Annotated in this window: 18 protein-coding genes; 5 read left to right on the top strand and 13 right to left on the bottom strand. The window is 71.7% G+C overall.

The window, feature by feature from the left end; all coding sequences use genetic code 11:
- Positions 1 to 55: 55 nt before the first annotated feature.
- Positions 56 to 1,579, top strand: a complete 1,524-nt coding sequence (locus Vse01_RS03955) for an ABC transporter substrate-binding protein (protein WP_093402503.1) — start codon at positions 56 to 58, stop codon at positions 1,577 to 1,579.
- A 73-nt stretch (positions 1,580 to 1,652) separates the two neighbouring features.
- Here the strand turns inward: Vse01_RS03955 and Vse01_RS03950 are convergent, their stop codons facing one another.
- From Vse01_RS03950 to Vse01_RS03935, 4 genes are all read right to left on the bottom strand, one after another.
- Positions 1,653 to 3,002, bottom strand: coding sequence for an ABC1 kinase family protein (locus Vse01_RS03950; RefSeq protein WP_093402504.1), 1,350 nt, complete (start codon positions 3,000 to 3,002; stop codon positions 1,653 to 1,655).
- A 36-nt stretch (positions 3,003 to 3,038) separates the two neighbouring features.
- Entirely contained in the window at positions 3,039 to 3,677 is a 639-nt protein-coding gene (locus Vse01_RS03945) for an NHL repeat-containing protein (RefSeq protein ID WP_093402505.1), read from the bottom strand.
- Complete coding sequence (locus Vse01_RS03940) at positions 3,674 to 4,567, bottom strand: class I SAM-dependent methyltransferase (RefSeq protein WP_093402506.1); 894 nt, start codon at positions 4,565 to 4,567, stop codon at positions 3,674 to 3,676. Before Vse01_RS03940 ends, Vse01_RS03945 begins: the two co-directional genes overlap by 4 nt.
- A 73-nt stretch (positions 4,568 to 4,640) precedes the next feature.
- Entirely contained in the window at positions 4,641 to 6,530 is a 1,890-nt protein-coding gene (locus tag Vse01_RS03935; protein WP_093402507.1) for an AfsR/SARP family transcriptional regulator, read from the bottom strand.
- A gap of 283 nt (positions 6,531 to 6,813) precedes the next feature.
- Here Vse01_RS03935 and Vse01_RS03930 point away from each other — a divergent pair, with 283 nt between their 5' ends.
- On the top strand, positions 6,814 to 7,563 hold the full coding sequence (locus Vse01_RS03930; RefSeq protein ID WP_093402797.1) for an NADPH-dependent F420 reductase: 750 nt from the start codon (positions 6,814 to 6,816) through the stop codon (positions 7,561 to 7,563).
- Here Vse01_RS03930 and Vse01_RS03925 read toward each other — a convergent pair.
- Positions 7,491 to 8,204 carry a winged helix-turn-helix transcriptional regulator gene (locus tag Vse01_RS03925; protein ID WP_093402508.1) on the bottom strand — a complete coding sequence of 238 codons (714 nt, stop codon included), beginning with the start codon at positions 8,202 to 8,204 and terminating at the stop codon, positions 7,491 to 7,493. The genes Vse01_RS03930 and Vse01_RS03925 overlap by 73 nt on opposite strands.
- 156 nt (positions 8,205 to 8,360) lie before the next feature.
- Between Vse01_RS03925 and add the strand changes: the two genes are divergently transcribed.
- The gene (gene add / locus Vse01_RS03920; protein WP_093402509.1) at positions 8,361 to 9,452 is read left to right on the top strand and encodes an adenosine deaminase; all 1,092 of its coding nucleotides are present in this window, start codon (positions 8,361 to 8,363) and stop codon (positions 9,450 to 9,452) included.
- Here the strand turns inward: add and Vse01_RS03915 are convergent.
- The 6 genes from Vse01_RS03915 to Vse01_RS03890 all read right to left on the bottom strand — a co-directional run bounded on the left by Vse01_RS03915 (position 9,410) and on the right by Vse01_RS03890 (position 19,553).
- Complete coding sequence (locus tag Vse01_RS03915) at positions 9,410 to 10,363, bottom strand: homocysteine S-methyltransferase family protein (protein WP_093402510.1); 954 nt, start codon at positions 10,361 to 10,363, stop codon at positions 9,410 to 9,412. The genes add and Vse01_RS03915 overlap by 43 nt on opposite strands.
- Before the next feature lie 121 nt (positions 10,364 to 10,484).
- The gene (locus Vse01_RS03910) at positions 10,485 to 11,642 is read right to left on the bottom strand and encodes an aminotransferase class V-fold PLP-dependent enzyme (RefSeq protein ID WP_170863346.1); all 1,158 of its coding nucleotides are present in this window, start codon (positions 11,640 to 11,642) and stop codon (positions 10,485 to 10,487) included.
- Positions 11,643 to 12,251: 609 nt separating this feature from the next.
- The gene (locus Vse01_RS03905) at positions 12,252 to 13,184 is read right to left on the bottom strand and encodes a hypothetical protein (protein WP_093402512.1); all 933 of its coding nucleotides are present in this window, start codon (positions 13,182 to 13,184) and stop codon (positions 12,252 to 12,254) included.
- A 101-nt stretch (positions 13,185 to 13,285) separates the two neighbouring features.
- Entirely contained in the window at positions 13,286 to 14,575 is a 1,290-nt protein-coding gene (locus Vse01_RS03900; protein ID WP_139233095.1) for a hypothetical protein, read from the bottom strand.
- Positions 14,551 to 15,177, bottom strand: a complete 627-nt coding sequence (locus Vse01_RS03895) for a hypothetical protein (RefSeq protein ID WP_093402514.1) — start codon at positions 15,175 to 15,177, stop codon at positions 14,551 to 14,553. Before Vse01_RS03895 ends, Vse01_RS03900 begins: the two co-directional genes overlap by 25 nt.
- The gene (locus tag Vse01_RS03890; RefSeq protein ID WP_093402515.1) at positions 15,174 to 19,553 is read right to left on the bottom strand and encodes an FtsK/SpoIIIE domain-containing protein; all 4,380 of its coding nucleotides are present in this window, start codon (positions 19,551 to 19,553) and stop codon (positions 15,174 to 15,176) included. The genes Vse01_RS03895 and Vse01_RS03890 overlap by 4 nt, the downstream gene beginning before the upstream one ends.
- 92 nt (positions 19,554 to 19,645) lie before the next feature.
- On the opposite strand from Vse01_RS03890, the gene Vse01_RS03885 reads away from it, so the two are divergent.
- On the top strand, positions 19,646 to 20,344 hold the full coding sequence (locus Vse01_RS03885; protein WP_170863347.1) for an RNA polymerase sigma factor: 699 nt from the start codon (positions 19,646 to 19,648) through the stop codon (positions 20,342 to 20,344).
- Positions 20,341 to 21,180, top strand: a complete 840-nt coding sequence (locus tag Vse01_RS03880) for an anti-sigma factor (protein ID WP_093402517.1) — start codon at positions 20,341 to 20,343, stop codon at positions 21,178 to 21,180. Before Vse01_RS03885 ends, Vse01_RS03880 begins: the two co-directional genes overlap by 4 nt.
- Before the next feature lie 67 nt (positions 21,181 to 21,247).
- Here Vse01_RS03880 and Vse01_RS03875 read toward each other — a convergent pair whose 3' ends face one another.
- Positions 21,248 to 21,631, bottom strand: a complete 384-nt coding sequence (locus tag Vse01_RS03875) for a hypothetical protein (protein WP_093402518.1) — start codon at positions 21,629 to 21,631, stop codon at positions 21,248 to 21,250.
- A 94-nt stretch (positions 21,632 to 21,725) separates the two neighbouring features.
- Positions 21,726 to 22,226, bottom strand: coding sequence for a hypothetical protein (locus Vse01_RS03870; protein WP_093402519.1), 501 nt, complete (start codon positions 22,224 to 22,226; stop codon positions 21,726 to 21,728).
- Positions 22,227 to 22,300 lie beyond the last annotated feature (74 nt).

Raw genomic sequence — 22,300 nt, 5'->3', positions numbered from 1 at the left:
GTGGCTCCGGGCAACCGACGACCGGCACCCTCCCGGACGTGGGGACGGTGCCCGCATGACCGGCGTACGCGAGCGGACATCCACCGCTGCCCCGACCGACCGCAGCCAGCTTCGGTTTCTGCGGCCCGCCGACGGACTGCCTGACGAGGGGGAGCCCGGCAGGATCGGGACCGGGCAGGTGCTCCGGCTCATCACCCGACAGCTGTTCGCCGTCCCCGTGACCGACGACCCGGTTGGGCGACCGGTGCCCGACGTCGCGCGGGAGGTGCCCACCGTCGAGAACGCTGGGATCAGCGCGGACGGCCGAACCTGGCGTGTTCGAGTTCGCTCGGGCGTGTACTGGGACGCGCAGCGTGCCCGGGAGGTAGGCGCCACCGACGTCGTGCGGGGCCTCAAGCGCACGGCCCATCCGCTGGCCCGGCCGATGCGGCCGTACTTCGGCGCGCTGATCGAAGGGCTGGCCGACTACTACCGGCGATACGACGAGGAGTTCGGGCACTGGGCGGCGCACGCCCCCGCGCTCGCCCAGTTCTCCCACCTCACCCGGGTTCCGGGGCTACGGGTCGAGGGCGACACAGTCGTGCTGCGGCTCACCGAACCGGCCAGCGACCTGATCGACCTGCTGGCCACCGGGTACGCCGCCCTGGCCCCACGCGAGTACGACTACTACGTGCCGGACAGCCCCGAGTTGTACCGCTGCAACCCGGCCTGCGGGCCGTACCGGATCGCCCGGCAGTTGACCCCGGGTGGTGACTTCGTCCTGGAGCCCAACCCCCGATGGGACCCGGCCACCGACCCGATCCGCCAGCGGACCGCGTCCCGCATCGACGTCGTGGCCTCTTCGGGCGACCAGCCACTGGACGACGCTACCGCCTTCGGGGTTCGCTCCTGGGATCTGCCGGCGTCGCCAGCCCGCTTCGGCGGCACCGGTTGCAGTTACTACCTGTCCGCGACGCCCGGCGGGGCGGCGTGGTCACTCGCGGCCCGCCGCGCGCTGACCTGGGCGGTCGACCGGGCTGCCCTCGCCGAGGCGGCACGCGCTGCCGGTGCCGTAGGTGCCGCCGCGCAGCACGGTGTCCTGCAACCCGGGGACCCGGGTGCCGCGCCCGACACCGACGCCGCGCCCGATAACGGTGACCTGACACGGGGCCGGCACCTGCTCGCTGACGCCGGACTGACGCCGGGAAGCAGGCTGGTCCTGGCGGTGCCGGTCGGGTCACGGCCGGCGGTCGTGGCGGCGGCCGTGGCCGGTGTCTTCATCCGGTACGGAGTCGACGTCGTCACAGTGTCGGCGGGGGAGCCGGGTGCCGATCTCACCTTGCGCGAGTGGACGCCGCGCTGGGCCGGTAACGCCAACCGGGACCTGCTGCACCGGATCTGGCCGGCCGACGGCGGTTCCGGTGACCCGGCCGGCGTCGCAACCGAGGCGTTGCGGACGCTCGACCCGGCAACGGCCACCACGCTGTGGCGCCGCTTCGACCGGATGGCCACGGCCGACCTGCGTCTGGTGCCCCTGATCGTGGCCGACTGGCCGCGCACCCGGGCCAACGCCGTGGCCACCGGAGTCGCCAGGTGGTGACCGCAGCGGGACGTTGACGATCCCGAGCGGGGGGGACCGATTGATCGGTCCCCCCGCTCATCGATCGGGTGGTTCAGCGGATGCCGAACAACGCGCGGTTCAGGATCGGCTTGGCCGTCTCCTGGAAGTCGATGTCCGGATCGAGCGACCGCACGGTGCCCTCGACCACGAGCAGCGACAGCAACGGAAACACCAGCTCCGGCGACGCCGCGACGCCGTACCGGCGTTGCAGGTCGAACAGTTCCCCCGCGAACGCGATCAGGCTGAACTCCTTGGCGGACAGTTTGTAGCTGCGGGCCACCAGGTCCGTGACACCCTCGGTGAACGCACCCACGTCCGCGTCGTCGGACACCCCGATGGCGCTCTCCAGCACGATCGCCGCGCAGCGCTCGCCCCGGCCGATCGACATGTTGAGGAAGAAGTTGGCGAACAGGTCCCGCATCCGCTCGGACAGTTGGACGCTGAACCCGGCGTCCAGCACCACCACCTGGCCACCCCGGGTGAAGTAGAGGTTGCCCGGGTGCAGGTCACAGTGGACGAATCCGTTGATGAACAGCATCTGATAGACCACGGTCAGCGCGGAGGCCGCGAACCTTCGGCGCAACGCCGGGGGACACCGGTCCGCGGTGTCGACGGCCAGGTCCGGGACGAAGTCCATGACGATGGCGGCCGGGCGACTCGCCTCCGGATGCACCCGCGGCACCAGGACCCGCGGCACCGAGCCCAGGTCCTCCCGCAGGCGGCCGAGGTCCCGCCCTTCACGGCCGAGGTCGATCTGCCCGAGCACCGACTCACAGAGGTTGTCGATGACCTCACGCACCGGCACCCCTCGGAACATCGGCAACCGGGCGACGAGCGCCGCTCCCCGGCGCAGCAACGCGAGGTCGGCAGCCATCCGGGGACCGATTCCGGGACGGCGCAGTTTGAGCGCGACGGTACCGCCGTCGAGCAGGGTGGCCCGGTAGACACAGGCGATGCTGCCGCTGGCTGTCGGAACCTTCTCGACGGTGACGAACACCTCGTCCAGTTCGTCGCCGTACGCCTCGCGCAGCGCGGTGCGTCCCTGCGTAGCGGTCATTGGCGGCACATCGTCCTGGAGCATCGACAACTCGTCGCAGAGCCAGGCCGGCACGACGTCTCGGCGGGTACCGAGGACCTGGGCAGCCTTGATGAAGGTGGGGCCGAGGCGGGCGACGGTCCGGGCGATCTCCCGGGCGAGCCGGCGCCGACCGGCCGGTCTGCCGTGCCGTACCGCAGTGGCCGAGGCGCCGACGACACCCGCCGCCATCGAGGCGGCGGCCACCGAACCGATGACGAGCGCGCGCCCGGTCAGCTGGAGACGTTCGGGGGCGGGCGAACGGGATGACTCAAGTGACGGCGCGCCGATGGGGGAGAGGCTGAGGAGATACTTGAGCGGTAGCATCAGGCGCCTTTCTGCCGGGGGTCAACCGGGTCCTGATCAGCCCCGCGCGGTGGACAGCCCGGGGACGTCCAGCGCCCGCAGGCGCATGTTGCCGGCGTCGGCGTACCACAGGCGGAGCCCGTCCCAGGTCAGGCTGGTGGCGGGTCGACCGTCGACCTGGATCTGCAACACGTTGCGTCCGGTCTGGAGGTCGAAGACCGTGATGGCCTCGCCGAGCAGATCGGTGTGCGCGACGTACCGGTCGGTGACCGTGATGCCGGCGACACCGAGTGGCGCGGGTATGGCCGCGAGCAGCCGCAGGTTGGAGGCGTCCCGCAACTCCAGGGCGTCCGGCCAGCCGAGCCAGATGCCGTCCTTGCCCGCCTCCATGCCGCAGACCTGCGTATCCGGCCGAGGGCTGGCCACCTCACGCAGCACATCCCCGCTCTGCGGTTCGGTCAGCCGCAGGGTGGTCGACGTGGCGTAGAGGAGGCACCCGCCGAGAGTGGTCAGCCCGGTGACCAGACCGGGACAGGCCAGTTCGGCGCCGGGCACCCCGGTACGCGGGTCAAGGCAGACCGCCCGCCCGCGTCCGGCGTCGGCGTACCAGAGGGTGTGACCGGACCAGGTGAGGCCCGAGATCCGATCGGCGTCGACGGAGTGGTCACGGACGGAGGCGGCGGTGTAAATGATCATTGTTTGCTCACCCGGTCGAGACGACAGTCGAGGCGCCACTGGGTCACGTCCCGCGCGGCGGAACCATCGGGACGTCGGGGACGCACGTGTACGGTGTCGCCGGCCGCGACGGCGGTGTGCCGGAGCGGCCAGACGAAGACCGCCCAGTTGCAGCCCGGGTACGACGGCATGTTGGACAGCTCGATCCCCGGGGCGAGCGTGGCGGTGAAGTAGCCGAGCACGGCGTGCAGCGTTCCGGCTGTGTGCAGCGGTAGGGCCAGCGGGCGGGCGTTGCGTAGTCCCGTGTCGCCGCGGCCGGTGTCGACAAGCGCGACCGGTTCGCCGAGCAGGGTCGGCTCCTGGGTGAGGAAGTGCAGGTGGGCGGTGGGGTCGACCAGTTCCTGCACCACGTCGAGCCGCATGCCGAAGAAGTCCGGGGACCAGATGCCCCAACCTTCGGTGCCGAACTGCACCGGCGCCAGCCAGGTGACAACCCGCTCGGGCACCACGACGCCGTCGGGTCGCAGGTTACGGCGGTTGAACACCCGCAGGATACGGGCCATGTCCTCTTCCGGCCCGAGGTTGCCCATCAGCTCGCAGACCGTCACGTCCACCTGTTGGGGCAGACGAACGAGCCGGGCGTCCCCAGCGATCAGGGTGACCCGGTCCTGCCAGCCGTTGGCCTTGATGATCCGGTCCGCGACGGCGGCGATCTGAGGATCAGCCTCCACGGCGTACACGTGTGCGGCGCCGTGCCGTAGCGCCAACGCGGTAAGCGCCAGCGTGCCGGCGCCGACGTCGGCGACCACGGCGTTCTCGTCGATGACCGTGGCCAGTGCCCGGTCGTAGGACTCGACGCGTCTACGGTCACCGAGCATTGCCTGGTGCATGAGCAGGTGGCGTTGGTCCATACGAGATCTCCTGCTCGTCGACCGCCAACATCTACTAAAGAATCATATAGCAGTGATCGGTGAATGTCTCGCCTCAATGGCCGGTGTGGCAGCCGCAGCCGCAGCGGCTTGCGGGGGCCGAGCTGTCCACGCCGTGCTCGCGCAGCATCTGCCGCGCCAGCGCGTGGACCGTGCCGAGCATTCGGTAGCGACGGCCCGACGCGCCGTGCATGACCTCCAGCACCGACTTGTCCACCAGCCGATCGAGCAGCATTTGCAGTGTCTCGGGTTCACCGCCGATCGCCCGGCCGGCCACCGCCGCGGCCTCCAGGCCGAACTCCGCCGGAACCGCGCCCAGCGCGGCGAAGCACCGCTGTTCCGCCGGCCCCAGCAGTTCCATGCTGCGGTTCACTGCGGCGCGCAGTGATCGGTGGTGACTTGGCAACCCCCGGCGTCGCGGACGGATCCGGCGAAGTGGATCGTCCACGACGTTGACCAGCGCCTCCAGTCGCTGGGTACGCAGGCATGCGGCGGCGAGCTCGATGGCGAGGGGTAGCCCGTCCAGCGCCCGGCACACCGACCGCACCGCCTCAAGGTTGCTCTCGGTGAGTCGGAACGCCGGTTGGATCTGCACCGCCCGCTGGGCGAACAGCGCAAGTGCGGGTGCCGTTGCGGAGCCGTGCTCCTTCTCGACCGCCAGCGGCCGCACCGGGTACACCGCCTCGTACGGCAGACCGAGCAGCTCCCGCGAGGTGAGCAGGACGTGGACCTGCGGACAGCCGCGGAGCACGTCGTCGACGAGGTCGGCGGCCTCGTCGGTGACGAGTTCGGCGTTGTCGAGGACGAGCAGGAGCTTGCGGTCGTGCAGCCGATGCGTCAACGGTAGGCAGCCCTTGGCGTGCCAGGACCCCGGCTCGTCGACGACCGCCGCCGTCGCCTGGACCAGTTCCCGGCCGGTGCGCGCGTTCGCCAGATCCACCACCGCGACCCCGTCGGCGAATCGTTCCCGCAGCTCCAACGCCACGGCCATGCCGAGTGCCGACTTGCCGACCCCGGCCGGGCCGGTGAGGCTCACCATGCGGTAATCGCCGAGCAGGTCGCAGACCGCGGCGAGGTCGGCCGTCCGCCCGACCAGTTCGTCCACCACGGCTGCCGGTCCCCGCCAGGGCGGCTGATGGTCCGCACTGAGGGTCGCACCGTCAGGTCGCGGCGGATCGGCGTCCAGTACTTCTCGGTACGCCTCGGTCAGTTCGGCCCCCGGATCGACACCCAGGTCGAGCTTGAGGCGAGCGCGGACGTCGGCATACCGCTCGATCGCCCAGGCGCGTTGCCCGATGCGCGCCAGGGCCCGTAGTACCCGCGCCTGGACCCGCTCGTTGAGGGGCTCGGCCTGGGCGAGCCGCTCGGCCAGTGGCAGGACCACCTCGGGCCGCCCAGACTCCAGGCCGAGCCCGATGTAGTCGAGTGCGGCAGCCAGGAACTCCTGCCGCAGCGGGCCGATGTCGTCCTGTTCGACAAGCAACGTGGTCAGGTCGGTGAGCTGCGGATCCCGCCACCGCTCAAGGGTCTCCCGGTACGTGGTGAAGGCGATCTCGTGCTCGCCGGCCGCGTGCCAGGCCGCCGCCTCGCGGATGCCGGCCCGGAACTGGAGCAGGTCAAGCTGGTTGTCGGCCACGGTGAGTCGATAGCCGCCGGGCGCCGAGGCGATGACGTTGGTGCGCTGACGTCGTGGCGTGTCGGGCTCCAGTGTGTGCCGTAACCGCGCGACATAGGTGTGCACCAGGCTCGCGGCCCGAACCGGAGGCCGTCCCGACCAGAGGACGGTGATCAGGTCGTCCAGCGGCACGTGCCCATCGGCCCGCAGCGCCAGCAGGGCCAGAACCGCCCGCTGCTTCGGGGGGCCCAGGTCGACCTCCTGGCCGTGGATCGTTGCTCGCACGGAACCGAGAATCTGAATCTGGAGTTCGACCTCGGTCCGTTTCACGGGTCCCCCAAGCTGTTCTGGTGCTGGCTCGGTTCTCCTCCACCTTAAGTGAAGAACTTCCATACTTAAAGTAGTCGTGTCGAGCCGTGCGGCGTCAACCGCATGCCGGGAGAGTTCAAGTCGCCGTCAAGGTGACTGGGCGACACTGTCCGACGACCCGACCCGACCCGAGCTCTCGGGTCGCGTTCGGCGGAGAATCTGACCACCGACCCCGGAGTCAGAAGATGCGTGTGTCCGTACGACCGCCTGCCTGCTGTCGCCGCCGCGGCGTGCGGTGCACCCGATGATCGGCGTCCTCGGCCGCGGACGGATGGGCTCTGCGCTGGCCCGGAACCTTGCTGTGCAGGGCAAACGGGTGCTCATTGCCGGCCGTACGCGCGATGGCACGCGACCGGTCGGGCTGGCTTCGTATCCCGAGATCCACTGTGTGCCGGCACCGGTCGTGGTCGCCCGGTCCGATCTGCTCGTGCTCGCGCTGCCGTTCGACGCCGCGGTGGACCTGGCCCGCGACGGGTTGCTCGATGACGGACGCGGGCGTACGGTCGTCGACACGACCAACCCGCCGTCGAGCGTCGGAGGTGGTCGGCGGAGCGGCCGACTGCTTGCGGAACTGCTACCACAATGGCGGGTGGTCAAAGCCCTCAACACGGTGCCCGCCGGCATGCTCGGTGAGCCCGTGCTGGACGGCCGGCCGGTCACGGTGCCACTGGCCGGGGACCACCCCTCGGCCAAGATCGAGTGTGCCGCGCTGCTGTGTGGACTCGGATTCGTGCCGGTTGATGTCGGCGGGATTGATCGGGCGCCGGCGTTGGAGTCGCTGGCGGAGCTGCTGATGGCGATCGACAGTCAGCATGCGTTACGCGGCCGGCTCGGCTTCAGCCTCGCCGTGCCCGAGCTGTCGGCGGTGGCGCCTGCCAGCGTGGCGTGGCCCGACCGGCCGCCCGTCCCGGTCGGTGAGCGTCAGCGCCTCGCGCCGCCGGCCGTCGACAACATCCGCTCGACACCCGGGCGGCCACCCAGGCCCAGCAGGTAGAGGCAGCGTGGCATGGCCGCCGCCGGCCCGGTCACCGAAACCACCCCGCTGACCACCGCCTCGACCGGCTCGATCGCGCCGCTGCCGAGGTCGAAGAAGGTGCGGGCGTCGGTGGCTACCCGGAGGGTCGCGTCGGGACCGGCGGTACCGCTGATCGTCCGCACCTCGCCGTCGCTGACCCGGACGTGGAAGACCTCGCCCTCGATGTCGAACTCGTAGACCTCGTCGACCAGCGCCCGTGCGGGGTCGACCATGGACTCGATCGCCAGCGCCGCCCACGACGCCCGGGTGACCGGCGCCTGGACCTGACCCGGCTGCTGGGCGAGCAGTGTCAGCCCGAAGCGGGCCAGCACCAGGACCGGTTCGCGTAGCTTCTCACCCAACTCGGTGAGCGCGTAGCCGGCGGTCCGCCGCTCGGCGTCCAGCGGCTGGGTGATGCCCACCTCGGTCAGGAAGGCCAGCCGGTCGGCCAGGAGGTTGGTGCCGATGCCCGGCAGGGCGTCCAGGAGATCCCGGTAGCGGCGCGGTCGGACCAGTAGCTCACGGATGATGAGCAGGGTCCACCGCTCGCCCACCACATCCAGCGCGAAGGCTAGGCCGCACTGCTGGCCGTAGGTCCGACGGTCTCGTTGCTCTTTCACGGCGCTCCTCCATGCCGCAGTGTGGGCCCAGGCAACGCCCCTTTACTTAGACATAGTACACGGCGGCCTCTTCGAGATTGCCCTCCTACCCGCTGGACCCGATCGACCGTTGCCGGAACCGGCCCGTCCGGTCGTGACGAACCTAGAATCGGCACGGTGAGCACCGCCGAACCGCTCGGGACGGACCGCGACGAGATGATCCAGCGGCTGCCTAAGGTCGAGACCCATGTGCACCTGGAGGGTTCGGTCCGACCTGGAACGCTGCTTCGGATCGCCCGCCGCCACGGGCTCGACCTCGGTCGGCTCGACGAGGCGCGGATCACCGACCTGTTCCGCTTCCGCAGCTTCCGGCACTTCACCGAACTGTACGAACAGTGCTGTGCCGCGCTACGTGAGCCGGCCGATCTCCAACTGTTGGCCGAGGAACTGGCCGAGGCGGCGCACCGGCAGAACGTCCGGCACCTGGAGGTGACGTTCAGCCCCGGCACGCACTGGCGCGGGCGCGGTATTCCCTTCGACGAGCAGCTTGACGCGGTGCGCAGGGGCGCTGAGCAGGCGTGGCGGCGGATCGGGGTGAGCATGCGGTTCGTGGTGGACCATGTCCGTGGCGAGTCGGTCGAGGAGTGCCAACAGATCGCGGAGTGGGCCGTGGCGGGTGGACCCGCCGGGGTGGTGGGGCTCGGGCTCGGTGGCTTCGAGCCGGGACGCCCGGCCTCGCTGTTCGCCGAGCCGATCCGGTGGGCGGCGGCACGTGGTGTGCCGTTCGTGCCGCACGCGGGTGAGGCGGTGGGACCGGAGGGCGTCTGGGACTGTCTGACATTCCATCCACCCCGGATCGCGCACGGCATCCGCGCGGTCGAGGACCCGGCGCTGATGAAGGTGCTCCGGAACCGGGGAGTCGTCCTCGACGTCTGCCTCACCAGCAACCTGCGGACCGGCGTGGTGTCGACGCCGCAGGCGCACCCGCTGCGACGGCTCTGGGAGGCCGGCGTCCGGATCACCCTTAACACCGACGATCCGTCGATGTTCCACACCGACCTGGTCGCCGAGCACCGGCTCGCGGCGCGCTGGCACGGTTTCACGGTGGCCGAGCTCGCCGGGATGACCATGACCGCCGTCGAGGCCGCGCTGCTGCCCGACTCCGCGCGGATGAGGCTTCGTGAGGGCGTACGGGCGGACCTGGACGAGCTGGGCATCGTCCCGACCTACCCGCCCGGGGTCACGCGGTCCGTGGCCGCTGCCGGCTGACCCTCGTCGGCGTCCCGCGGCCAGCGTGCCCGCAACGCGCCGATGTGCTCCGGGCCGGCCCCGCAGCAGCCCCCGACGATGTCGAGGCCGCGCCATGGATCCGTGTCCGGAAGACCGGCGAACTCGGCCGGCGACACTGCCGGCGGCAGGTACCGGTCGACAGGTGTCGCGGGCGGCAGACCGGTGCGGTCCTCCAGGTTCGGATACGCGCCGAGCCGCCCGGCGCCGGCCCGTCCCAGCCGGGCAAGCGCCCGTTCCGTACCGGCCGGCTCGGTGCAGTTGACCAGCACCGCGCTCGCCCCGGCGGCGCGTACCGCGGTGGCGGCTGCCACCACGTCCTCGCCGCTGAGCAGGTCACCACCCGGTGCGCACACGAAGCTGGCCCAGGTGGTGAGCCCGTGCGCGCGGGCGGCGCGTACGGCGGCGACCGCCTCGCGGATCGTGTTCATCGTCTCCACCAGGACCAGGTCGACGCCGGCGCGGGCGAGCTGGTCGGCCAGCCAGGCATGCTCGTTGCGCAACACCGCTCCGTCGGGCACCAGCTCGGGCCGGTAACAGTCCTCGATCGGCGCGATCGATCCGGCGACGGCGACGGGGCGGGCCACGGTGGCGGCTGCCTCGCGGGCCAGCGACACCGCGACGTGCGCCAGGCGAGCGGCGGTGTCGGGGCCGGTGCCGGCCCGGTGGGCGGTACGCGGGGTGGTGCGGAAGGTGTCCGCGGTGAGTACGTCCACACCAGCGGCGACGTATGCGGCGTGCACCTGGGTGACCAGCCGTCGGCCGGCGGCGTCGAGCAGACAGTCCGCGGTCCACCAGGGAGCGCTGACGGAACGACCGTGCCGCTGCAACTCGGTGCCGAGCGCGCCGTCGAGGAGCAGTGGCCGGCCGTCTGGTGCCCCGGGTCGTTCCACCGGCCCTCCTTGTCGGGCTGGGCCTGCGCCTGCACGTCGAGCCCATCGTGGCACGCCGACGCCGGGCGTTCGAGCCCTCGCGGTCGATCGGTGGGGGACCGCGCAAGCTGAGAGTGGCCGGTCAGTCGCGGGTCGCCGCGATCCCCGCGAGCATGGCGATGAGGGCACGCACGTCGGCCCGGGAGGTGTAACGGGCCATGCCGGCGCGCAGCGCCTCCGGGGTCTCCGGTGTCACGGCCCGCAGCGCCGGCTCCGACCCGAACGTGCCGTGTCCGACGACGACGCCACCGTCGGCGAGCTGAGCCGCGACCTCGGCGGCCGGACGGTCGGCGACCTGGAACGCGACAATCGGCAGGCGTGCCGCGTCGCCCGACCGACCGAGCACGCGCACCCCATCGATCATGCGGAGGCTCCGGGCCAGCAGGTTCGCCAGCCGCTCGCCGTGCCGGAAGACCGATGCGCGGTCCCAGTGCATCAGCACCTCGGCAGCGACACCGGTGGCCAGGATCGCTTCGATGCCTGGTCCGCCGGTCGGCGCGGCACCGCGCAGCAGCGTGGCGGAGATCCTACCGCCGCGCCGCCACAGGATGCCGCATCCGGGGCCGTACCACGTGGCGGCCGAGGTGACGAAAACGTCGCAGCCCCAGGCGGCGACGTCGACCGGCAGGTGCGCCGGCGCCTGTGCGCCGTCGACGAAGACCTGGGCACCCGCAAGCCGAGCGGCGGTGCAGATACCGACGAGGTCGGGCGCGGTGCCCAGCGCGTTGGATCCGGCGGTCACCGCGATCCAACGGGTACGCGGGCCGAGTTGGGTGGCGACGGCGTCCACCGTCAACCGGCCGTCCGGGGACACCTCTGCCATCCGTACCGCGGCCCCGCGGCGGTGGGCGGCCTGCCGCCAGGGATCCACATTGGAACGATGATCCAACGTGGTGCAGACGACCTCGTCGCCCGGCAGGAGAGCCGGCTCGATCGAGCGGACGAAGGCCCGGGTCAGGCTCGTCATGTCGGGCCCGAACGAGACGGCGCCGCCGGGTGCGCCGATCAGCGCCCGGAATCGGTTGGCGGCCCAGTTGAGCGCCACCTGGGAGCGGTGCCAGGGGACGCCCACGCTATTTTTCCGATAGTTTTCGAGTACGTCGAGGACGGCGGCGTGGGCCAGCGTTCCGGCGGGCGCATCGAGATGGACGACACCTGAGTTGAGATCCGGGAACTGCTCTGTGACCGGCCGCGTCGCCAGGGCTTTCAGGGGTAGCCCGTGCAGTTCACCGAAGGTCATATCAACCGGGGGGATCGGGCCGCGACTGGCGTACGACCGCAGGTGGTGCCGACGGTCGGTGGGGGCTACGTAGGCGGAGCACGGTAGCGAGGTCGCCGCTACGTAGGGCCTTCTCGGTGGGGGCATGTCGACATCACGTTCGTCACGGCAGTGTGCTATTCGAAAGAGGAGCGTAAAGATACCATATTGAATACCGAAAAGGTGCCGGTAAGGTGACATTCCGCAACGTGCTGTTCACCCCACGTGATGTCACGGCATCGGGCCCGGTCCGCCCGACAACTCCTCGCCGATTGTCGGCACGGGACCAGCCTCGGCGGCCTCGTAGCCCCAGCGCCACCAGAAGTGGCTGTCCGCTGTCGACCGCTGCCCGACCACCGGATGCCGCGCCGATTGTCGCCCCGCCGTGCGGTTCGGCCCGAGGGGTCGATTCGCGATGTCGTCCTTCCCCGTCCCGGCGACATCGCCGTCCGCTGGATCTGCGCCCTGGTAGGCAGCCGACACGAGCAGACCTTCCTTCCTGTGCCGTCGGCCCGGTGATCGGCCGATGGTTCCGGGCAGGTGGCGGCCCGGGCATCAGCAGATGCTCAGGCGCGGATCATCCGTCGGCTTTCACTGGTTGTAGGGCATCGTGGGGAACCAGCCGTAGTCGAACATCGCCGGCAGTCGCACGTTCCAGTAGACGACCATGAACACGCCCAACGCGATCAGCATCCCGCCGGTCAACGCGGCGGTGCGGGCCGGGCTGGCCGCCAGAAAGCGAATGAAGCCGCCCCGCGTCACCAGCACGAGCAGGACGAACAGCACCGTGACGATGGCGATGTTGCCGAGTGACTGGAGGACAAAGGCCCCTGCGCCGTACCACGGGTTACCGTTCTCCACCGCCCAGTGGAACAGCTTGTTGAACAGCGGATACGGCCGGCCGATCAGGAAGCCACCGACCAGCGCGCCGAGCACCACCACACGAGCCACCGGCCGGTGCGCGAAGGGATCCCGCACCACGCCGAGCGAGGCCAGGCCGAGGTAGACGAAAGCGAGCCCGATCACCCCGAACACGATCATCGACTGGATCAGGCGGACCGGGAGTGTCCCGACGGTGGCGGTGGACAGTTGCGGCAGCCGCTCACCGAGCAGCACGCCGATGAACCCGTAGCTGGCGGAGACCGCCACCATTCCGAGGGTCAGCCAGCCGACCGGCCGCACCAGGCTACGCAGCCCGGCACGGGCCGCCGCACCCGCGTTCGCCTGGCTCATCGGTCCGATCGACGCGGCCATGGCGATGTTGCAGGCGGTGAAGGTACCGGCCAGACCAGAGACGAACGCGAAGACCAGGGCGGCGACGGTACCGCCGATCGCGGTCGCCTTCGCGTCCCGGCCGAGGATGGCGTTGGCCATCGAATCGCCGATGGTGTGGTCGACGAACTCGTACGACCACAGCACTGACAGCAGTACACCGACTCCGACGGCGATCAGGATCACCCGACCCCGTCGGGTCGGCGATGTCGACGGGACAGCATCCAGGCCGGTGCGCTCCGTGGCAGTCATGGCTGAATTCTCGGCGACCCGACATCGGGCGTGTTCTCGCAGTTTGCCGACTGCCGTGCGGATTCCTCAGGCTGGGGCCGTGCTCATCACCATCGTCTCTGTCAGCCGGTCAGCACCAGGGCGTGTGGTGTGACGGCCATGGTGGCGGCCACGGCGCTTTGCACCCGTACCCTCGCTTGTGGCGTCTCGACGAGAGTCAGCGCCGAGCGTGCGACGCCCTTCGACGCGGTCAGGGTCGGTTTGCCGCCCACCTTGACACCGCCCTCCGCGTCGCCTGTGACGGTGACGGTCAGCAGCGCCGCCGCGATGCGATCCACCGGCACGTTCGCGAGCGAATCCGTGGTGCCCAGGCTGATCTCGACATCGGACTGTTCGGTGGCGCGTACCGGCTCGGGGCTGTGCGGCGGAACGGGGACCACAAGTCCTTCGGTGGATTCGGGCGCGCCGGTGCCGGTGACGTAGCCGACCAGATCAGCTCGCATCTCCGTGCCCGCTTCGTACCGTAGGTGGACCGAACCGTCCCTGACCGGAACGACAATGAGCCCGTTGCGGGTGCGGTCGCTGCCGCTGGTGGCCGACCAGTAGACGGTCTGGTTCAGGTCACCGGCGCGCGTCCCGGCGGAGACGAGCCCGCCCTTGGACCCGACGTCGGCGGATACCCGCAGGATCACCGCCGAGATCGGACCGGCGTCGGCGAGTTGCCGGACGTCGGACAGCGCGACGCTGGCCTTCTTCCCGTCGGTCCTGGGGACCAGGGTCACCACCCGGGCGGGTGGCACCGCCACGATCCGGCCGGCGTCGGACCGCTGCGCCGGTTCGAACACGCCGACCAGGCGTACCAGCAGATCGCCGCCGCCGGTGGTGCTGGCCCGCAGGTCGCCGTCGGGAGCGAGGCGGGCCACCACGGTGGCGGACAGCTGCGCCCCGGCCTTGGGTGCCCGCAACACGACCGTCCGGTCGGTGCCCTGGCCGACGGTGACCTCGCCGGGACCCTTGGCGGCCAGGATCGAGATCTCGACCAGCACCACACCGGCGCCAGCGGCCGTCTCGGGCATCGGCACCGTCACGTCCACGCCGGCGGGCAGCGAGCCGACCTTTCGCGAGTCGAGTAGCACCTGTGGCCGCACCGGGATGAGGCGGGTGGAGCCGGCAACCGCCCGGTCCACGGGAGCCGCCGAGGCATCGCCGAACGAGCGGGCGTCCAGCGCGGTCGCCGGGGTGGCCCCGGGGTTGCGGACCCAGGCGCTCACCGCGTACCTTGAGCCCACCAGCACGGTAGCGGAGGCGAGGATCCAGGCCAGCCCGATGACGAGCCAGCGGGACACCTGTGACATGGGCCGCCGCTCGCCGCTGGCGACGGTGACCTTCACACCTCTCGTCGGAATACGCATGGCGTCTCCTCCGTCTGCTGCTCGCGCTCACCGGACGTGCTCACGCGCTGCACGGCCCACCCGGTCTCCGCTGTGCGGCTTTCCCATTGTCCGGCATCACTGCCAGCGTCGTCACGACCTACCTGTCGGTCCCCGTGGCCGGAGCTGTCCGGCGGGAAGGCGCTGAGGGCCGCGGCCGTCGCCCACTCGTGGGCCTCGTCCGCGATCGCCTCGATGAGTCGTCGGTCGACGGTTACCCCGACACCCAGACCGACGTCGCTGCGCAGGTGGGCGAGCTGTGCCGGGGCCCGCACCGTGGTCGGCAGGAATCCCGCGCGGGCGAGCAGTTCGGCAAACTCCGGCCGCGACGTCGTCGGCTCGTCCGGACCGTGCCGACCGCCGGGTCCACCAGGCGCGTCCACCATGGATGTCGAGCACCAGCGCGGCAGGCCGAGCTGCCGCCGTGCGCGGGCCAGCCGCCGCGACAGTGGTCTCGCCCCCGCCAGGCTGCCGGTGACCTCGGCGACGGCGGCCAGTCGCATCGGGTTGTCGCGGACCACCGCGACCACGACACCGTGCGCGGTCAGGCATACCCCCACCCCGTACGCCGACTGACCGTTCATCGTGCCTCCCCTGCGAACACCCCGATCGGCATGGCCAGCCGGGCTGGTGGCGGCTGGGCCAGGAACGCGACCTGGATCTGGGCCAACCCGCCGGCCTCAACGAGATAGCCGCGTCCCGGCAGCGGCCGGGGCGGGGCCTCGCGCGGCAGCCGGACCCGGAGCACCTCGCCGTCGTCCGGCGCCGGGCGCAGCAGCAGCCCGGTTCGCGACATGGTCACCGCCCGCTGCCACGGTTGCATGCCCCGGAAGGCGTCGGTCCGGCCGGCGACGACGACGTGGACGCCGGCCGGCAGCCCCGGCAGGAGCCGGTCCAGGGCCGGCCCGGCGTCGGGCAGCGACTCGATTCCGTCGATCAGCAGAAGTGCCCGCCCCGTGGTGGGTGGGCTGGTCAATCCACCGAAGGAGCCGGCCACCTCGGTGCCCTGGGCACCGGTCCAGGCGTCAAGGTCGGCGGCCACCACGAGCACGCGGGCGTCGGGTGTGCTGGCGTGGGCGGCGGCGGCGAGCAGGCGCAGCGCACCCGTGCGACCACTGCCGGCGGGGCCCGCCACCACCGCGTGCATACCCGGACCGAGCGCGAGCGTGGCGACGCTGAGGTCGCGGTAGTGCCGGCCGATCCCGAGCCGCCAGACCGGCCCGGCCGCTGCGGACGCGGACAGCACCTCACCGGCGGGCACCAGTTCGGGCAGCACCGTGACGGTGGGCGCGGGGAGTGCGTCCGGGTAGTCGGCGGCGACCCGGGCCACCGCGTCGGCGAGCGCCCCCGGCCTCCCGTCGCAGTACCGCCCGAACTGGATCTCGCGCCGGGTCTGGAGGTCGATGGCCCGCAGGCCGGTCAGCTCGGGCACATCCCGGGCCCGCAGACCCAGCCCCGTGTACGAGTTGGCGTCCGCCAGGCGCAGACAGAGCTTCGTGGGCAGTTGGGAGAGCACCCGGCCGGGTACGCCACGGTCGTGCGACGCCGAGATGAGCAGCCGGATCCCGACGGGTGCGCCGTCGCGCAACAGGCGCTCCAGCCGTGCGCCGACCTCACCGACGCCGGCCCGTTCGGCCCCTTCGACAAGCGCGTCCCAGCCGGCCACGACGAGCAGGACGTCAGGCCCTGCCGTCCGGCTCACACGCCGGTGGGTGATCTCGGCATCCATCTGGTCGAGTACCCGGGCGAGCCGCTCGCTGTCGTCGACGCCGACCGCCGCGGTCACATGCGGCAGACCGGCCAGCGCCCCCAGGCCGGTGCCGAGGCCCTCCAGCACGAAGATTCGCTGCCGGTCGGGGGCGCGGCGGCGGGCGAGTGAGAGGCAGGCGGTGGCGAGCACCGTACCGGTGGCGGCCGCGTCGGCGCCGAGCACCAGCGTCCCGCCCGCCTCCGGCGCCCAGCACCAGAAGTCCGAGCGTTGTTCGTCGGGCAGGTCCACGAGACCGAGGGGCACCGGAAGAGGACCATCCGCTGCGGCGTCGACGTCGACGGCCAGGCTCCAGGCGTCGACCTCCTGCGGCAGCGGTGGCGGGCAGGGCACCCGCGGCCGGGGGTAACCACCCCGCTCGGCGGCCTCCGCCATCACGGCGACCAGCCTCTCAAGATCTGTCGGTACGCCGTCCGGATGGTCCTCCCGTACGTTCGTCTCCTGGTCAGCCAGCAGGGCGAACGGGGCGACCTCGATTCGTTCGCGCTGTCCTCGTCGGGTCGCTGCGGACACCAACGCGGTCTGCACCCCGATCACCTCGCCCGCACCGAGCCGGACGAAGGCGCGGCCGGGCCTGCGCCGGTCGATGTCGGCCGCCTGCCGGGTGCCCAGCACGTCACGGGAGTCCGCCTCGTCCTGGACACGCAGCGCGACCCGCAGGTTCGTGTTCGCCCGGATCTTGCCGTCCACGACCCCTTGCGGTCGCTGTGTCGCGAGCAACAAATGGATGCCGAGACTGCGGCCCCGCTGCGCCACGTCGACAAGCGCGCCGAGGAAGCCGGGCAGTTCCACCGCGAGAGTGGCGAACTCGTCGATCACGATGAGCAGCCGCGGCAACGGCGGGTCGGGGGCCACCAGGTCGACGATGTCGCTGACACCGGCTTCCCGCAGGCGTCGTTCCCGGTGCCGCAACTCTGCCCGCAGGCAGCGCAGTGCCCGCGCGGCGAGGTGTTCGTCGAGATCGGTGACCAGCCCGACGGTGTGCGGCAGCGAGGCGCAGGCGTCGAAGGCGCCGCCGCCCTTGAAGTCCACGAGCAGGAAGGTGAGCGCGTCCGGCGAGTGCGCGCACGCCAGCGACGCCACCACCGTCCGCAGGAACTCGCTCTTGCCCGCGCCGGTGGTGCCCACCACCAGCCCATGCGGTCCGTCGCTGTGCAGGTCCAAGGTCAACGGACCGTGTTCGGTCATCCCGATGGTGGCCTGCATCCCGGAGATGCCGCGTCGCCACCACTCACCGATCGACAGCGGGTCGAGCTCCTCGACCGGCCGTCCCAGCCCGTTGGGGCCGGACAACACGCTCCGCAGCAGGTCCACCAGGCGGGCGTGGGCTGGCAGCAAGGCCGCCGCGACAGCCTGCTCCGGGTCGGTCCAGCGGGCCAGTGCGCGCGCTGCCGGCCCGCACACCTGCTCGGCGGCCCGCACGGCGAGCAGGCCCGACGTCCGCTCGCCGGTGACCGCGTCGGTCAGGTCGGCGGTGCCGTCCGGCGCCAGTTCGAGGAAGCACTGGCACACCGAAGGCAGCCGTTCCGTGCGCCCGCTCACCACAAGCGCTCGACCGCTGCCGCGGGCAAGCCGGCCGAGCATCGATGCGACGCGCCCGGTCAACAGGTCATCGCCGTCCACCACGACGACGGTGTACGTGGCGCCCGCCCCGCCCGTGCTGGCCCCGCCCTCCACCACGAGTGCGGTGCGAGACGGCGGTGCCGTGTCGGCGACCAGCCGGGTGAGCAGTTGTTCGGTGGCGGCCGCGTCGGAGGCGACCCGCAGCGTCCCGTCGTCACCGCCGAGGTGCGGCAGCCACTTCAGCCAGTCCCACCCGGCCAGCCGGTCCGGCTGCACCACCAGGGCCAACGCCAGGTCGGCCGGTCCGTGCCGGGTGACCAGATCCAGCACGACCGCGGCGACTGCGTTGCGCGCGGCTGTGCCAGCCCCGACGACGCCCAGTCCTGAGCGGTCCCGCAGGTTCACGTCGACCGGTACGTCCGGCAGCCGGGACCGTTCGGCGAGCGCCTCGCTCAGCTCCGGCCGTCCCGCCAGCTCCTCGGCACCGCGTCGACCCAGCTCCGGCCGCCACGGTCGGGCACCCACGCCGACCACCACCCGCAGCTCGTCCGTGTCGCCCGGGCGCACCTCCCACAGCCCTCGACCCGACACCGCCCGGCGTACCAGACCGGCCAGCCCCGGATAGGCGGCGCGGGCCGCTGCCGCCACCGCGGTGCGCGTGGCGTCCAGGTCGGTGCCGAAGCGTTGTACGGCCGCCGCAGACTCCCTGGCCAACCGGATGGTGTCCTTCTTGGCGCGGTGCCGGGACTCGACCCAGCGGGCCAGCGCCATCAACGGCGTCATCGCGACCATCACCAGGAAGAACGGGCTGAACACGAAGGCCATCACCACGCCGATCGGCAACGGCGCGATGAGCAGCAGCCAGGACAGCGGCGCGGGTACGGACACCGGGGCCGGCGCGGCCGGCACCGGCACCTGCTCTGCCGGCGCGGTGGTGGCCACCCGGGGCGTACGGATCAGCGGCTCGCGGCCACCCGTCGCCTCGCCGGTCGACGGCGCGGGCCACAGTAGGGGCGCAGGCAGGTCGGCCGGGGCTGCCACCCGGAAGGCCGTGTCGCTGAGCCGCAGGTAGGTGCCGTCGTGCAGGTCGGCGTCGGGTTCGTCGTCGGTGAGGTCCCGTCCGTCCACCCGTACGGGGCAGCTGTCGTCGACGACCGTCGCGGTTGCCCGCAGCTGGTTGGTCGTCTCGATGTGCACCAACGGTCGGGTGACGGTACCGAAGTCCACTCCGGCCTGCCGGCTGCGTCCGATCGCGAACGTGCCGTGGTCGAGTGCGATGCTCTGGCCACTGTCGGGCCCGGCCACCCGGCTCAGCTCGACGACGGGCCGTTCGGCCGGGCCGCCCGACCGGTCGGTCGACCGACCCGGTGCCGCCGCCCGTACGCTCAGCTCCGAACCGGCCCAGATCGGCAGGTCCGCGAGGAGGCTGTCGCCGGGAACTTCCACGCCGTCCACCTCGATGGTCAGCTCGCCGGCCGCGACCCGGGCGGTGAGCGGTCCGACCAGTTGGTCGAGCAGTTCACTGACGGTGACGTCCGGGGCGGCAGTGACCAGGCAGACGTCACGGGTGCTGAACCGTGGGCCGGCGTGGACCGGCTGCTGCTCTTCGATGCGGACGCGGAGCCTCATGACCACAGTTCGCCGCCGGGCACGCCTGCGGTTCCCTGCGGCGCGATATTCGGAAGATTCACGAGGCGCGATCAATTGCGTATCGTGGATCGGTGGCCGAAAGATCTGCGCCGGGTGCGACAGCCGTGTCCGGCTCGTCGGCGGAACCACCGGACACGGGGGACGGGCGGCGCGAGCTGCCGCCGGCCGTGCTCGTGCGTTTTCAGGCGGGGGACGCCGATGCGCTCGGCGAGGTCTACGACCGTTATTCGCGTGCGGTGTGGGCCGTCGCGATGACTGTCACTCGCGCCGACCACCTCGCGCAGGAAGCGCTCCAGGAGACGTTCATCCGCGCGTGGAAATCCGCGTCGACGTACGACCCGGAGCGGGATCTCGGCCCGTGGCTGTTGACCATTGCGCGGTACACGGCGCTGGACCTGATCCGGCGCGAGCTGCGTCCCACCCGGGGTGGTCACGAGGCCGAGCACGACGCGGTGGTGGAGGCACCCGACCTGGACGTGGCATGGTTGTCCTGGACGGTGCAGGAGGCGTTGCGTCAGCTCGCCGACCATGAGCGGGAGATCATCCGGCTGTCGTTCTTCGACGACCTGACCCATGCGCAGATCGCCCAACGGCTGGACCTACCACTGGGTACGGTCAAGTCGCGCTCACACCGGGCACACCGGCGGCTGGCCGAACTGCTGGCCCACGTGCGGGATCCCCCGCAGCTGGACGATGGCGGGAACCAGACCGGCACCGGGGGGCGAACAACAATCGGTAGAGCGGGCAGCGAGGGGAGGAGCGACGGGTGAGCACCGCACCACAGACCTACGGGGGCGCAGACGACCAGTTCGTGGACATGCTGACCGGGCACCTCGATCGGCACGCGAGGCGCACCCCCGGGCGGAAGAAGGCGGCGGCGCAGAGCGCCGACCCGGCCCTGCTGGCTGCGGTGGTCACCGAGTTGCGCGCCGAGACCACCTGGGCGTCCGGTCCACCGCCGGCACTTCGGGACAGCATCCTCAGCCGGGTACGGGCGCACGCCGCCGAGCAGCACGCAGCCGAACCGGCGCCCGATCCGCTGTCCGCGTCTGACCAGCTGTCCGTGCCCGAGCCGGTACCCGTGCCCGAGCCGACCGCCGGCCCGGCCACCCCGGTCCCGTCGGCGGACCCCGGCCCGCGTTGGTGGCATCCGGCGCAGTGGCGTCCCCGGATGGGCCGGCTCACCTGGGCGCTGCCCGCCGCCGCACTCGGTGCCGCGGTGTTCACCGCTGGTGTGCTGGCCGTCGACCGGATGCTCGACGCGCAACCGCGCGCCGACGTCTACATCGCCGCCGGCACGGAGCTGGCTCCGGAGGCGCGCGGCAAGGTGTCCGTCGTGGACACCCCGTCCGGGGCGTCCGTCGTGCTGGAGCCGGTCGGGCTGCCCGCCGCGGCGCCGGGCTCCTACTACGCGGCATGGCTCAAGGGACCGCGCGGCACCGTACCGATCGGGTCGTTCCACGAGCGCCGCAGCGGCGTACCCATCGAGCTGTGGAGTGGCGTGGACATCGCCGACTACACCACCTTCAGCGTCACCCTTCAGCAGGAGGGTGCTCCGCCGGCCCCGTCCGGCCTGGTGGTGATGACGGCGGCACTGAGCTCCTGAGCACAGCAGGGCTGGCGCGGTCCACCGCTACCGGTGACCGCGCCAGCGGGACAGCTTCGGCGCCCGTTCAATTGTTGGCCCACGACGGCGGTGCCGGCGGAGGCTGGGGTGCCGCGGGCGGACCGCCCGGCTCCGGCTGCCCCTGCCGGTCCCGCAACTCGGTGCGGTACTCCTCGTACGCGGCGGTGTAGTCGCGTTCGGCCGCCGCCACCTCGCGACACGTCTCCGCGCGCTCCCGACAGGTGACAGCGAGCTGGGTCAGCTCCGTGGCGACCTGATCGAGGATGGTGGCCGCGGCGTCCATCTCGTCCGTCACGATGTTTGTCAGCTGGCCACCAATCATGGAGCCGGGGCCGATCGCTGCCCGCGCGGGCTCCATGATCGTGCCGGCCATCTGGGCCGCCGCGTCCAGGACGGTTGCCGCGGCCTCGTAGTCCTCCGCGAATGGCACTTCGACGCTCCCTTCCGGTGCGGTGCCGGGCCACCTGCGCCGGGGGCCGGGGCGTCAGTACCAACCCCGGCCCGCGGCACGGCGACCCACCCATTCAGACGCGGGTGATCCCGGTGTTCATGATCTCGTCGAGCTGGACGGCCTGCGCGTCCATCGCCTGCCCCAGCGATCCGGCCGACTCCCCGGCCGCCACCGCGACGGCGTTGAACTGGGTGGCCACGTCGTTCAGTTCCCCACCGAGGCGGGCGAGGTCGGCCCGGAAGGTCTCGAAGATCTCTTGTACGCGCACCGTCGTCTCATTGACCCGTGCGTCGAGCTCCACGCCGACCTCCTCGGCCTGGGCCCGATTGGCGCCGGTCCACTGGACGCCGCCGAAGCTCGTGGTCACCGAGCGGGACTCCTGGCTGACCGCCAGCAGCGCCGAGACCACGGCCGTCTGGGCGTTGGTGATCTGCTCCTGGAGACCGGCGACCGCGCTGTCCGTCGTCGAGACGACGTTGCCACCACAGGCGGCGAGGCTGTCACCGAGGCTGCGGTACGCGATGGCGTGCTGCTGGATCTGGGCGACGTCGCCGCCGAGCATTCCGACGTTCATGACTGCTACCTCCCGATGTGGTCTTTCCGGGCGACCGGTGTCGCCTCGGTCGTCTGCATTCGCTGCCAGGTACC

Origin of the sequence: Micromonospora sediminimaris (genome assembly GCF_016863575.1) — a bacterium.
GTDB classification, from domain to species: Bacteria; Actinomycetota; Actinomycetes; order Mycobacteriales; family Micromonosporaceae; genus Micromonospora; species Micromonospora sediminimaris.
The sequence above is the reverse complement of the archived record's forward strand: the minus strand, read 5'-3'. Positions and strand labels throughout refer to the sequence as shown.